General features: G+C 75.7%; 7 protein-coding genes. All 7 read left to right on the top strand.

Annotated elements, in window-relative coordinates:
* Positions 1–181 precede the first annotated feature (181 nt).
* The 7 genes from ACI79X_RS00865 (at position 182) to ACI79X_RS00835 (ending at position 13,746) form a co-directional block, all read left to right on the top strand.
* A complete protein-coding gene (locus ACI79X_RS00865; protein ID WP_457023525.1) occupies positions 182–1,696 on the top strand; it encodes a sugar transferase in 1,515 nt (504 codons plus the stop codon).
* Complete coding sequence (locus tag ACI79X_RS00860; protein WP_457023524.1) at positions 1,696–8,568, top strand: DUF4082 domain-containing protein; 6,873 nt, start codon at positions 1,696–1,698, stop codon at positions 8,566–8,568. The genes ACI79X_RS00865 and ACI79X_RS00860 overlap by 1 nt, the downstream gene beginning before the upstream one ends.
* A gap of 106 nt (positions 8,569–8,674) precedes the next feature.
* Positions 8,675–9,766 carry a Gfo/Idh/MocA family protein gene (locus tag ACI79X_RS00855; RefSeq protein ID WP_457023523.1) on the top strand — a complete coding sequence of 364 codons (1,092 nt, stop codon included), beginning with the start codon at positions 8,675–8,677 and terminating at the stop codon, positions 9,764–9,766.
* On the top strand, positions 9,763–10,761 hold the full coding sequence (locus tag ACI79X_RS00850) for an NAD-dependent epimerase/dehydratase family protein (RefSeq protein ID WP_457023522.1): 999 nt from the start codon (positions 9,763–9,765) through the stop codon (positions 10,759–10,761). The genes ACI79X_RS00855 and ACI79X_RS00850 overlap by 4 nt, the downstream gene beginning before the upstream one ends.
* On the top strand, positions 10,758–11,918 hold the full coding sequence (locus ACI79X_RS00845) for a DegT/DnrJ/EryC1/StrS family aminotransferase (protein WP_457023521.1): 1,161 nt from the start codon (positions 10,758–10,760) through the stop codon (positions 11,916–11,918). Before ACI79X_RS00850 ends, ACI79X_RS00845 begins: the two co-directional genes overlap by 4 nt.
* Positions 11,915–12,610 carry an acetyltransferase gene (locus ACI79X_RS00840; RefSeq protein WP_457023520.1) on the top strand — a complete coding sequence of 232 codons (696 nt, stop codon included), beginning with the start codon at positions 11,915–11,917 and terminating at the stop codon, positions 12,608–12,610. The genes ACI79X_RS00845 and ACI79X_RS00840 overlap by 4 nt, the downstream gene beginning before the upstream one ends.
* Entirely contained in the window at positions 12,607–13,746 is a 1,140-nt protein-coding gene (locus ACI79X_RS00835; RefSeq protein WP_457023519.1) for a DegT/DnrJ/EryC1/StrS family aminotransferase, read from the top strand. Before ACI79X_RS00840 ends, ACI79X_RS00835 begins: the two co-directional genes overlap by 4 nt.
* The last annotated feature ends 7 nt before the right edge of the window (positions 13,747–13,753 follow it).

The following is a 13,753-nucleotide window of genomic DNA, read 5'->3' as shown; positions in this document are numbered from 1 at the left end:
ACCTTTGTCCTGACCTGCGGAGACGGCGCGCAGAGGGGTTGCGCTGCGTCATCCGCCTCTGGTTGCTTGTGCCGCGCTTCGGTGAGCGGACCCGGCCTCGCGGTCGCTGTCCGTACGCGGGAGGAACGGGGATGGCGCATCGTCGTCCCCTGCCGACCTGAACAGACAGGGGGCGGTCGCCGTGCTCCACGACTCCCGCGAGCAGGACCGCTCCGGCTCCGCCGGGGCCGGCGTCCGGCCCCGCGGCCGGGGCGTGCAGCGGCGCGAGCACGGCGACGGCGGGGGGCGCCGTCCGGCCCCCCGCTGGCTGCGCCGGTACCGGCTGGCCGCCGTCGTCGCCGACGTCCTCGCCGCCGCGCTCGCCGGGGCGATCGCGTACGTGGTGCGCTTCGGCACGGAGGTCGTCCCCTCGACGACGCTGCTGGTGACGGTGGTCTTCCCCGTCGTGTGGGTGGCGGTCGTGGCGCTCGCCGGTGGCCACCGCGCCGCGTACCTGGGCACCGGGACGGAGGAGTACCGGGCGGTGCTCCGGGCCGGCGTCGGGTGCCTCGCCCTGGTGGCCCTGGTGTCCTACGCGCTGGTCCTGCAGCTGTCACGGGGGCTGGTCGTGGTGGCCCTGCCCGGCGCGGTCGTCCTCAGCGCGGTCGGCCGCCACCTGCTCCGGCGGGTCGTGCACCGGCTGCGCGCCGGCGGGCGCTGCCTGCGCACCGTCGTCGCCGTCGGCCGGTCGAACGCCGTCGCCGACCTCGTGCGGCAGCTCGACCACGACAGCCACTGCGGGATGGCCGTCGTCGCGGCCTGTGTCCCCGACCGGTCGCCGACGGGCCCGCTGGTCGACACCGGCGTCCCGGTCGAGGGGGACCTGCGGTCGGCGGCCGAGGTCGCCCGCCGGCTCGACGTCGACGCCGTCGCGGTCACCAGCTCCAGCGAGACGGCGGCGGCCTACCTCCGGCGGCTGTCCTGGGAGCTCGAGGGCAGCGGCATCGAGCTGCTCGTGGCGCCCGGGCTGATGGAGGTCGCAGGGCCGCGGATGCACGTGCGCCCGTTCATCGGGCTGCCCCTGGTGCACGTCGAGGAGCCGGTGTTCACCGGGCCGAAGCGGCTGGTCAAGGAGCTGATCGACCGCTCGGGCGCCGCCCTGGCCCTCGTCCTGGTGCTGCCCGTGCTCCTCGGCGCGGCGGTCGCGATCCGGCTGGACAGCCCCGGTCCGGTGTTGTTCCGCCAGGTGCGGGTGGGCCGGGACGGGCGCACCTTCTCGATGCTCAAGTTCCGCACGATGGTGGCCGACGCCGAGCAGCGCCGGGCCGAGCTGGAGGACCGCAACCGCTGCGGTGACGGGCCGATGTTCAAGGTCGCCGACGACCCGCGGATCACCCGGGTCGGGCGGCTGCTGCGCCGCTACTCGATCGACGAGCTGCCGCAGTTCGTCGACGTGTTGCTCGGGCACATGTCGCTGGTCGGGCCGCGGCCCCCGCTCCCGCACGAGGTCGCCCTCTACGACGACTCGGCCGCCCGGCGGCTGCTGGTGAAGCCCGGGTTGACCGGGCTGTGGCAGGTGTCGGGCCGCAGCGACCTCACCTGGGACGAGGCCGTGCGGCTGGACCTGCGCTACGTCGAGAACTGGTCGCTGGCACTGGACCTGCAGATCATCTGGAAGACCTTCCGGGCGGTGGCCCGGCCTCTGGGGGCGTACTGATGGATCCCTCCCGCGCACGTTCCGTCCCCTCCCGGATCGGGCTGGTCCTGGTCGCCCTCGCCCTCGCCACCGTCGGCCTGGTCACCGTGCCCACCCGCGCCCTCGCCGCCGACCCCTGCGCCCCGGCGGTCAACCCCGTGGCGTGCGAGAACAGCAAGCCCGGCACGACCGACTGGTACGTGGCGCCCGACACCAGCATCGAGGGCTTCGCGACCGAGATGAGCGTCGACAACGGCCAGCGGATCGACTTCAAGATCCGCACCGACGCTCCCGACTACCGCGTCGACCTCTACCGGCTCGGCTGGTACGGCGGCGACGGCGGCCGCCTGGTGGACTCCGTGCGCCCGAGCGCCCCGCTCCCGCAGACCCAGCCCGACTGCCTGCGTGAACCGGCCACCGGCCTCGTCGACTGCGGCAACTGGGCGGTGTCGGCCAGCTGGGCCGTGCCGGCCGACGCCGTCTCGGGCGTGTACTCCGCCGTCCTGCGGCGGTCGGACACCGGGACGGCGAACCAGATCGTCTTCGTCGTCCGTGACGACGCCAGCCGTTCCGACCTCGTCTTCCAGACGTCCGACACCACCTGGGCCGCCTACAACGTCTGGGGCGGCGCGAGCCTCTACACCGGGGACGGCCCCGGCCGGGGCGGACGCGCCTACGCCGTCAGCTACAACCGGCCGCTGGCCGGCCACGAGACCGGCGAGCTCAAGTACTTCGAGTACCCGATGATCCGGTTCCTCGAGGCCAACGGCTACGACGTCTCCTACATCTCGGGGATCGACACCCACCGCTCCGGCGGGCTGCTCACCAACCACCGCACGTTCCTGTCGGTCGGCCACGACGAGTACTGGTCGGGGGCGCAGCGGGCCAACGTGGAGGCGGCCCGGGCAGCCGGCGTGCACCTCGCCTTCTTCAGCGGCAACGAGGTCTACTGGCGGGTCCGCTGGGAGGACTCGATCGACGGCTCGGGCCAGAGCCACCGCACGATGGTGTCCTACAAGGAGAGCCTCGACGGCCGCCGGACCGACCCGTCCGGCGAGTGGACCGGCCTGTGGCGCGACCCGCGCTTCCGGCAGCCCGGGATCGAGCCCGAGAACGCGCTCACCGGACAGCAGTACAAGGTCAACGGCAACGGGGTCGGCACCCGCGCGGACTCGATCGCGGTCCCGGCCGAGTTCGGCGCGATGCGGCTGTGGCGGGACACCGCCGTCGCCGGCCAGGCAGCGGGCCAGACCTACACCTTCGGTGCCGGCACGCTCGGCTACGAGTGGGACGCCGACTTCGACAACGGCTTCCGGCCGGCGGGGCTGGCCCGCCTCTCGGAGTCGGTCGTCGACGTCGCCGAGCCCGACGTCCTGCAGGACGACTTCGGCGTCACCCTCACCCCGGACACCGTCACCCACCACCTGACCCTCTACCGCGACCAGGGCAGCGGCGCGCTCGTCTTCGGCGCCGGCACCATCCAGTGGACCTGGGGTCTCGACGACGACCACGGTGGCGCCGGCCGCGTGGCCAACACGCCGATGCGCCAGGCCACGGTGAACCTGTTCGCCGACATGGGGGTGCAGCCGGCCACGCTGCAGGGCGACCTGAGGCGGGCCTCCGCCAGCACGGACACCACTCCTCCCACGGTGGCCATCACCGCGCCGCCGGCCGCGGACACCGTGACGGTGGGGTCCCCCGTGACGGTCGGCGGCACGGCCACCGACGTCGGCGGCGTCGTCGCCGGCGTCGAGGTCTCGGTCGACGGCGGCGCCACCTGGCACCCCGCGGAGGGGCGGGCCGAGTGGTCCTACACCTGGACGCCGGCCGCCTCCGGCCCGCTGGCCCTGCAGGTCCGCGCCGTCGACGACAGCGCCCGCCTGTCGGCCCCCGTGACGTACGACGGGTCCGTCTCGCAGCGCACCTGCCCCTGCACCATCTGGCCGGACTCCGCCGTGCCGAGGACCCCGGCCACCGCGGACGCGACGCCGGTCGAGCTCGGGGTCCGCTGGCAGTCGCAGGTCGCCGGCTACGTGACCGGTGTGCGCTTCTACAAGGGGCCCGGCAACAGCGGCACCCACACCGGGAGCCTCTGGACCGCGGACGGCCGGCTCCTCGCGACCGGCACCTTCACCGACGAGACCACCACGGGCTGGCAGACGCTGACCTTCCCGTCCGCCGTGCCCGTCGAGGCCGGGACCACGTACGTGGCCTCCTACCACGCCCCGGTCGGCCGCTACGCCGCGGACGCCAACGCCTTCGAGCTCGCCGGCGTGACGAACGAGCCGCTCACGGCGCTCGGCGGGCCGCAGGCCGGGAACGGGGTGTACCGGCTGGGTCCCGGCTTCCCCGACAACACCCACCAGGCGACCAACTACTGGGTCGACGTGGTCTTCCAGGCCACCGCGCCCCCGGACACCCGCGCGCCGGTGGCCACCGCGGGCAGCCCTCTCGACGGCAGCACCAGCGTCCCCCCCACCACGGCGGTGACCGCGGTGTTCGACGAGCCGGTCGAGGCGACCACCATCCGGCTCGAGCTCACCGGCGCGGCCGGCTCGCCGATCGCCGGGGCCACCACCTACGACCCCGGCACCCGGACGGCGACCTTCACCCCCGCCGAGCAGCTGGCCCCGGGCACCCGGTTCACGGCCACCGTGCGTGCGGCGCAGGACACCGCCGGCAACGCGCTGGCCGCCCCGGTCACCTGGTCCTTCACCACCATGCGGGCCCCGGCGACGCCCGGCGTCTGCCCGTGCAGCATCTGGGACGACACCGTCGTGCCCGCGGTCGTGAGCGTGGTCGACCCCAGCGCCGTCGAGCTCGGCACCCGCTTCCGCGCCGACACCGACGGCACGGTCACCGGCATCCGCTTCTACAAGGGACCGCAGAACACCGGCACCCACACCGGCACGCTGTGGTCGGCCGACGGCCGCGTGCTGGCCCGCGCGACCTTCGGGTCGGAGTCGGCGAGCGGCTGGCAGGAGGCCGCCCTCGACCGGCCGGTGGAGATCACCGCCGGGACGACGTACGTCGTCAGCTACCACACCACCTCCGGGTGGTACTCCGTCACCTCGGGCGGCCTGTCCGGCGGCGTGACCAGCGGACCGCTCACCGCACTCGCCGACGGCCTCGACGGACCCAACGGCGTCTACGCCTACGGTGCGGGCGGCTTCCCGACGCAGCCGGCCGGCGGCGCCAACTACTGGGTGGACCTCGTCTTCCAGCCGGCCCCGGACGTGCTGCCGCCGACCGTGACCGGCACCTCGCCGGGGGCGGGCGCGAGCAGCGTGCCGGTCGACGCCGTCGTGACCGCGACGATGAGCGAGGCGGTCGACCCGGCGACGGCGACCCTGACGCTGACCGGCGCCGACGGCGCGCCGGTGCCCGGGACGACCACCTACCAGCCCGCCGGCCGCACCGTCCGATTCACCCCGAGCGCACCGCTGGCGGCCGCCACCGGCTACACCGCCACGGTCTCCGGGGTCGCCGACGTGTCGGGCAACGTGATGTCCGGTGCGCGGACCTGGTCGTTCACCACGGCGGGCCTCGCCGCCTGCCCGTGCACGCTGTTCAGCGACGCCGTCCCGGGCACGCCCGCGACCGACGACGGCCGCGCGGTGGAGCTCGGCACCCGTCTGCGCTTCGACGCCGACGGCTGGGTGGCCGGCGTGCGGTTCTACAAGGGGCCCGGCAACACCGGGACGCACACCGGCAGCCTGTGGACCTCGGACGGCACGCGGCTGGCCACCGGGACCTTCGTCGACGAGACGGCCACCGGGTGGCAGGAGCTGCGCTTCGCCAACCCCGTGCCCGTGACCGCCGGCACGACCTACGTGGCCTCCTACCACGCGCCGAACGGCCACTACGCCGTCGACGTGGACAGCTTCGCCACCGACGGCCGCAGCAACCCACCGGTGCACGCGCTGCGGAACGGCGAGGACGGACCCAACGGCGTCTTCACCTACGGGCCGGCGTCGTCCTTCCCCGAGCGCAGCCACCGCAGCGCCAACTACTGGGTGGACGCGGTCTTCGTGACCACCGCGCCGGCCGACGTGACGCCGCCGCAGGTCGTCTCGACCTCGCCCGGCGACGGCTGGACCGACGTCGCGGTCACCAGTCCCGTGCAGTTCTCCTTCGACGAGGCGGTCCAGCCCGCGACGGCGGTCGTCCAGGTGACGACGGCCCAGGGGGCGGCGGTGCCGGGGACGGTCTCCGCGGTCGGGCAGCGGCTGCTGCTCTTCCGCCCCGAGGCGTCCCTCCCGCCGGGGACCACGGTGACCGCGACGGTCAGCGGGGTGCAGGACACCGCCGGGAACGTGCTGGCCGCGCCGGTCACGATCTCCTTCACGACCGCGGCCGGCCAGGCGGCCGGCTGCCCCTGCAGCCTCTTCCCCGACGGCAGGACACCCGAGGTCGCCGCGGCGGCGGACACCTCCGCCGCGGAACTGGGTGTCCGCTTCCGGACGGATCTCTCCGGGGTGGTGACCGGGGTGCGGTTCTTCAAGGGGCCGGGGAACACCGGGACGCACACCGGCAGCCTGTGGGCGCCGGACGGGACGTTGCTGGCGACGGCGACGTTCGTGGCCGAGACCGCGGGCGGCTGGCAGCAGGTGCTGTTCGACCAGCCGGTGCCGGTGGCGGCCGGGGTGACCTACACGGCGAGCTACCACACCGAGGTGGGGCGCTACAGCTACACGCGGGGTGCGTTCGAGTCGGCGGGAGTGGACCGGGCGCCGCTGCACGCGCCGCAGGCGACGGCGACCGAGCCCAACGGCGTCTACGTCTACGGCGCCTCGGCGATGCCCACCCGCGGGACGAGCACGGACTACCACGTCGACGTCGTGTTCGAGACCGACGAGAACAGCGCGCCGCCGCCACCGCCGCCCGGCGCGGACACGACCCCTCCGTCCGTGAGCTCGACGGCACCCGCGGCCGGCGCGAGCGGTGTGCCCACGGGCTCCCCGGTCTCGGCCGTGCTGACGGAGCCGGTGACCGCGTCGTCGCTGCAGTTCTCGCTGTCGGGACCGGCGGGCCCCGTGCCGGCCGTCGTCGGCCTCGACTCCACCGGGACCCGGGTGACGGCGAGCCCGTCCTCGCCGCTGGCGCCGGCGACGCAGTACACCGCCGCGCTCGCCGCCGCCGACCGTGCGGGCAACGCCATGGCGAGCCCGGTGACGTGGGCCTTCACCACGGCGGACGATGCGTCCCCCCCGACGGCGGGCGGGTGCCCGTGCACGCTGTTCACCGACGCCGACGTGCCCGCGGCCACGGCCGACGGGGACACGTCGCCGGTCGAGCTCGGCGTCCGGTTCTCGGCCGACACCTCCGGGGTGGTGACCGGGGTGCGGTTCTTCAAGGGGCCGGGGAACACCGGGACGCACACCGGCAGCCTGTGGGCGCCGGACGGGACGTTGCTGGCGACGGCGACGTTCGTGGCCGAGACCGCGGGCGGCTGGCAGCAGGTGCTGTTCGACCAGCCGGTGCCGGTGGCGGCCGGGGTGACCTACACGGCGAGCTACCACACCGAGGTGGGGCGCTACAGCTACACGCGGGGTGCGTTCGAGTCGGCGGGAGTGGACCGGGCGCCGCTGCACGCGCCGCAGGCGACGGCGACCGAGCCCAACGGCGTCTACGTCTACGGCGCCTCGGCGATGCCCACCCGCGGGACGAGCACGAACTACCACGTCGACGTCCTGTTCACCCCGCAGGAGCCGCCGGTGGCCGCCGCGGCGGTCGCACCGGAGCCCTCGCCGGAGCCGGCGGGCAGCACCTCGACCCCGGCACCGGGGGAGCCGACGCTGTCCGAGGCGCCGGCCGCGTCCGGCGAGCCGTCGTCCTCCAGCCCGGAGACCACGGCACCGGAGACCACGGCACCGGAGACCACGGCACCGGAGACCACGGCACCGGAGACCACGGCACCGGAGACCACGGCACCGGGGACCACGGCACCGCCGTCCTCGTCGGCTCCGTCGACGTCGGCACCGTCGTCCTCCACCCCGGAGACCACGGCGCCGGAGTCCTCGGCGCCGGAGTCCTCGGCGCCTGAGTCCTCGGCTCCCTCGTCCACGGCTCCGCCGTCGACGTCGGCACCGGCCCCCTCGACCGGGGAGGCGCCGGCGCCCGCTCCGGTCTCGCTGTTCACCGAGGCCGACGTCCCACCCGAGCGCGCGGTCGACGACACCACGCCGGCCGAGCTCGGCACGCGGTTCACCACCGCGGCCGACGTCTGGGTGACCGCGCTGCGCGTCGCCACCGGGACCGGCGCCACGGGGACGCTCGTGGGCAGCCTGTGGACCGCCGACGGGCAGCGCCTGGCCTCGGTGCGGTTCGCGGACATCACGGAGCCCGGCTGGCAGACCGCCGTCCTCGGGCAGCCGGTCGCGCTGCGCGCCGGCGAGGAGTACGTCGTCAGCCACACCGCGCCGGAGGGCCGGTGGACGGAGACGGCCGGCGGGGCGGCCACCGACCGCACCAGCGGGCCGCTCACCGCCCCGGCCGACCGGGCGTCCGCGCCCAACGGCGTGCGCGGGCCGGCCGGGGCGTTCCCGACCGAGCCCGCCGGCGGCGCGGCCTTCTGGGTCGACGTCGTCGCCGCCACGGTCGAGCCGCCCGGCGCCGCGGCCGACACGGCACGCCCGACCGTGACCGCCACCGGCCCTGAGGCGACGGCGCTGTTCAGCGAGCCGGTCGAGGGCGTGCGGATGACCCTCACCGGGCCGGACGGGACCGAGGTCCCCGCCGCGCTCGTGTGGGACCCGCGCACCCTCGTCGCCCGGCTCGAGCCGGCACAGGTGCTCGAGCCCGGGACCACCTGGACGGTCACGGTGAGTGCCGCCCGGGATGCGGCCGGCAACGACCTCGCCGGGCCGGTGACCTGGACCGTCACCACCTGATCGGGCGGACCTGGACAGGCGCGACGAGAGGCCCCCCGCGGGGGCCGGGAGCACACCAGACTGGCGCGGCCCGCGGCCGGTCGAGGAACGACACGGGGAGACAGCAGTGAGCGAAGGCATCGGCACCGCACCCGTCGGGATCGCCGTGATCGGCGCCGGCTACTGGGGACCGAACCTGGTGCGCAACGCCCAGGCGACCCCCGGCCTGCGCCTGGAGTACCTGTGCGACCTCGACGTCGCCCGGGCCCGTGCCGTGCTCGGCGGCTACAGCACCGTGCGGGTCACCGACGACCTCGGCGCCGTGCTCGCCGATCCCGCGGTGGGCGCGGTCGCCGTCGCCACCCCGGCCGCCACGCACGCCGGCATCGCGATGGCGGCGCTCGCCGCCGGCAAGCACGTGCTGGTCGAGAAGCCGCTCGCGGCCAGCCTCGAGGACGGGGCGAAGCTGGTGCGCACGGCCGAGGAGGCCGGGCTGGTCCTCATGCTCGACCACACCTACTGCTACACGCCCGCCGTCTCGCACCTGCGGGAGCTCGTCCGCGGCGGGGAGCTGGGCACGCTGCAGTACCTGGACTCGGTGCGGATCAACCTGGGCCTGGTGCAGGCCGACGTCGACGTCGTCTGGGACCTCGCGCCGCACGACCTGTCGATCCTCGACTCGCTGCTGCCCGACGGCGTCACGCCGGTGAGCGTGGCCGCGCACGGCGCCGACCCGCTCGGCTGCGGGCAGGTCTGCGTGGCCCACCTGTCGATCGAGCTCAGCTCCGGCGCGCTCGCGCACGTGCACGTCAACTGGCTGTCGCCGACCAAGGTCCGCACGACGATCGTCGGCGGCTCGCGCCGCACGGTCGTCTGGGACGACCTCAACCCCACGCAGCGGGTGGCGGTCTACGACCGCTCGATCGAGACCCGCGACCCCGCCGAGCTGGGCGTCGAGGCCCGCAACCAGACGCGGGTGTCCTACCGGATCGGGGACATGGTCGCCCCGGCCCTCCCCGAGAGAGAGGCACTGCGCACGATGATGGGCGAGTTCGCGGCGGCGATCACCGAGGGGCGGCCGCCGCTCACCGACGGGCGGTCGGGCCTGCGGGTGCTGGCGATGCTCGAGGCGGCCAGCGCGAGCCTGCGTGCCGGCGGCGTGGCGGTCCCGGTCGAGCCGGTCGTCGCCGAGCCGGTCGCCGTGGCGGTGCCGGCATGAGCGCCGCGGTGGAGCTCGCCGGCAGCCGGGTGCTGGTCACCGGCGGCGCGGGCACGATCGGCTCGCACGTCGTCGACCAGCTCGTCGACGCCGGCGCCGCCGAGGTCGTCGTCCTGGACAACCTCGTCCGCGGCCGGCTGGCCAACCTCGACCGGGCGCTGCGGGCCGGTGGGGACGTCGTCCGGGTGGTGGAGGGCGACATCCGCGACGTCGCCCTGGTGCACGAGCTGACCCGCGGGAAGGACCTGGTCTTCCACCTGGCCGCGCTGCGCATCACCCAGTGCGCGGAGCAGCCGCGGCTGGCGCTGGAGTCGCTGGTCGACGGCACCTTCACCGTCCTCGAGGCGGCCGCCGAGCACGGCGTCGCGAAGGTGGTGGCCTCCTCGTCGGCGTCGGTCTACGGCCTCGCCGAGGAGTTCCCGACCACCGAGCGGCACCACCCGTACAACAACGACACCTTCTACGGGGCGGCGAAGGCCTTCAACGAGGGCATGCTGCGCAGCTTCACGGCCATGTACGGCCTCGACTCGGTCGCCCTGCGCTACTTCAACGTCTACGGCCCGCGGATGGACGTCTGGGGCGTCTACACCGAGGTGCTCATCCGCTGGATGGAGCGCATCGACGCCGGGCAGCCGCCGCTCATCCTCGGCGACGGCCTGCAGACGATGGACTTCGTCCACGTGGAGGACATCGCCCGCGCGAACCTGCTGGCCGCGCAGGCCGACGTCACCGACACGGTCTTCAACATCGCCTCGGGCACCGAGACCAGCCTCCGCGAGCTCGCCGACCGGCTGCTCGCGGCCATGGGGTCGGACCTCACGCCGGTGCACGGCGAGGCGCGGAAGGTCAACGCGGTCACCCGGCGGCTCGCCGACGTCACCGCCGCCCGTGAGCAGCTCGGCTGGACCGCCCGGATCGGCCTGGACGAGGGCCTGCGCGGGCTCGTCGACTGGTGGCGGGCGGAGCAGCGGCTCGGGCAGGAGACGCCGGCGTGACCGCGCTCGACGCGCCGGTCGCCCTCCCGGTCATCCCGGTCATGCGGCCGTGGCTGGGGGAGGAGGAGGCCGCGGCCGCCGCGGAGGCCGTCGCCTCCGGCTGGGTGGCCCAGGGCCCGCGGGTGCGCGCCTTCGAGGAGGCCTTCGCCCGCCGGGTCGGTGCGGCGGAGGCGGTCGCCGTCTCCAACTGCACGACGGCGCTGCACCTGGCCCTGCACCTGCTCGGCGTGGGTCCCGGCGACGACGTCGTCGTCCCGTCGTTCTCCTTCATCGCCACGGCCAACGCCGTCCGGCACGTGGGCGCGCAGCCGGTGTTCGCCGACGTCGACCTGGTCACCGGCAACCTGACGCCCGGCACGGTCGAGGCCGCGCTCACCCCGCGCACCCGTGCGGTGGTCCTGGTCCACCAGGCCGGGGTCCCCGCCGACACCGCCGCGGTCGGGGCACTGCTCGAGCCCCGCGGCATCCCCGTCGTGGAGGACGCCGCCTGCGCCATCGGCAGCACCCTGTACGGCCGCCCGGTCGGCGCCGGGGCGCAGCTGGCCGCCTTCTCCTTCCACCCGCGCAAGCTCGTCACCACCGGCGAGGGCGGAATGCTCGTGACCCCCTCGGCGGAGGTCGCCGCCCGTGCCCGCCGGCTGCGCGAGCACGGCATGAGCGTCAGCGCCGCCGACCGGCACGCCAGCGGCAGCGTCGCGCCCGAGCAGTACCTCGAGCCCGGCTTCAACTTCCGCATGACCGACGTGCAGGCCGCGATCGGCCAGGTCCAGCTCACCCGGCTCGACGCCATGGTCGCCCGCCGCCGGGAGCTCGCCGCCCGCTACCGCGCGCTGCTCGCCGACCTGCCGGGGCTGCGTCTGGTGGCCGACCCGCCGTGGGGCACGACGAACGTCCAGTCCTGCTGGCTGCTGCTGCCCGAGGACGCGCCCGTCGGCCGCGACGCCGTGCTCGCGCGGATGAGCGCGGTGGGGGTGTCGGGCCGCCGCGGCATCATGGCCGCCCACCTCGAGCCCGCCTACGCCGACCGGCCGCGGGTGTCGCTGCCGGCCACCGAGCGGCTCACCGCCGACAGCCTCGTGCTGCCGCTGTTCCACCAGATGACCGAGGGCGAGCAGGACCGCGTCGTCGACGCGCTGCGCGCGGCGCTGGTGCCGTGAGCGGCGCCCCGCGGCCGCTGGTCGTCCTCGGCGCGGGCGGCTCCGCCCGCGAGGTCGTCCAGCTGCTGCGCGCCTGCCCGGGCGCCGCCGGCGAGCCGGTCACCGTCGCCGGGCTGCTCGACGACGACCCGGCGCGGGCGGGCACCGCCGTCGACGGCGTGCCCGTCCTCGGGCCGACCACCACCGCCGCGGAGCACGCCGCCCGCGGGGCGCTGTTGCTCGCCTGCGTCGGCTCGCCGCGCGACCCCGGCTCCCGGGCCCGGCTCACCGCCCGGCTCGGCCTGCCCGACGAGGCCTTCGCCACCGTCGTGCACCCGCTGGCCGCCGTCTCGCCGGACAGCACCGTCGGGGCGGGCTCCGTCCTGCACGCCGGCGTCGTGCTCACGGCCGCGGTCACCGTCGGCCGGCACGTGTACGCGATGCCGCACGTGGTGCTCACCCACGACGACGAGGTCGCCGACGCGGCCACCTTCGGCGCGGGCGTGCGGCTGGCCGGCGGCGTCACCGTCGGGCCCGCCGCCTACCTGGGCTCCGGCGCGCTCGTCCGCGAGCACCGGCGGATCGGCGCCGGCGCGCTCGTCGGCATGGGCAGCGTCGTCGTCCGCGACGTCCCGCCCGGCGAGACCTGGGCCGGCAACCCGGCCCGCCCCCTCATCCCGTCCCCGGCAGCGCTCGTGGAGGCCTCCCTGTGACGACGCTCGACAGCTCCCTGACCACCGGTCCCGTGCCGCTGGTCGACCTCGGCGTGCAGCGCGACCGCGTTGCGGGCGAGGTGGCCGAGGGGTTCGCCCGCGTGCTGGCCACCACCGCGTTCATCGGCGGACCCGACGTCGGCGCCTTCGAGGAGGAGTTCGCGGCGGCCACCGGCCGGGCGCACTGCGTCGGGGTCGGCAACGGCACCGACGCGCTGGAGTTCGCGCTGCGGGCCTGCGGGATCGGCGCCGGCGACGGGGTGGCGCTGCCGGCCAACACGTTCGTCGCCAGCGCCGAGGCCGTGCTGCGCGCCGGCGCGCGGCCGGTGCCGGTCGACGTCGACGACGAGCACCTGCTGCTCGACCCGGCCGCCCTCGAGGCCGTCGCCGGCGAGGTCCGCGCGGTGCTGCCGGTGCACCTGTTCGGCCAGATGGCGCCGATGGCCGAGATCGCGGACGTCGCCGCCCGGCACGGCCTCGTCGTCGTCGAGGACGCCGCCCAGGCGCAGGGCGCCACCCACCGCGGCGTGCCGATGGGCGGGTGGGGGACTGCCGCGGGCACGAGCTTCTACCCCGGCAAGAACCTCGGCGCGTACGGCGACGCGGGCGCGGTGACCACCGACGACGACGGCATCGCCCGCACCGTGCGGCTGCTGGCCAACCACGGCAGCGAGGTCAAGTACCAGCACCCGGTGCTCGGCTTCAACTCCCGTCTCGACACCCTGCAGGCGGTCGTGCTGCGCGCCAAGCTGCGCCGGCTGGCGGAGTGGAACGCGGAGCGCGCCGCCGCCGCGCAGCGCTACGCCGTCCTGCTCGACGGCGTCCCCGGAGTCCGCCTGCCCGGGGTGGCGCCGGGCAACGAGCACGTCTGGCACCTGTACGTCGTGCGGGTGCCCGCCCGCGACGCCGTCCTGGCCGACCTCGACGCGGCGGGCATCGGCGCGGGCGTCCACTACCCCGTGCCGGTGCACCTGACCGGCGCGCTCGCGCCGGGCGGTCACGCGGTGGGCGACTTCCCCGTGGCCGAGCGGGCGGCGGGGGAGATCCTGTCGCTGCCGATCTACCCGGGCATCACCGTCGCCCAGCAGGAGCGGGTGGCGGCGGTGCTCACCGGGGCGGTGGCCCGCCGTGGCTGAGCCGGCC

The sequence above is a fragment of the Geodermatophilus sp. SYSU D01119 genome (assembly GCF_054049975.1).
This window is presented reverse-complemented; position numbering and strand designations above follow the sequence as displayed.

Coding starts and splice junctions, on each gene's coding strand:
- ACI79X_RS00860 (WP_457023524.1), top strand. CDS start 1,696: ATGGATCCCTCCCGCGCACGTTCCGTCCCCTCCCGGATCGGGCTGGTC.
- ACI79X_RS00850 (WP_457023522.1), top strand. CDS start 9,763: ATGAGCGCCGCGGTGGAGCTCGCCGGCAGCCGGGTGCTGGTCACCGGC.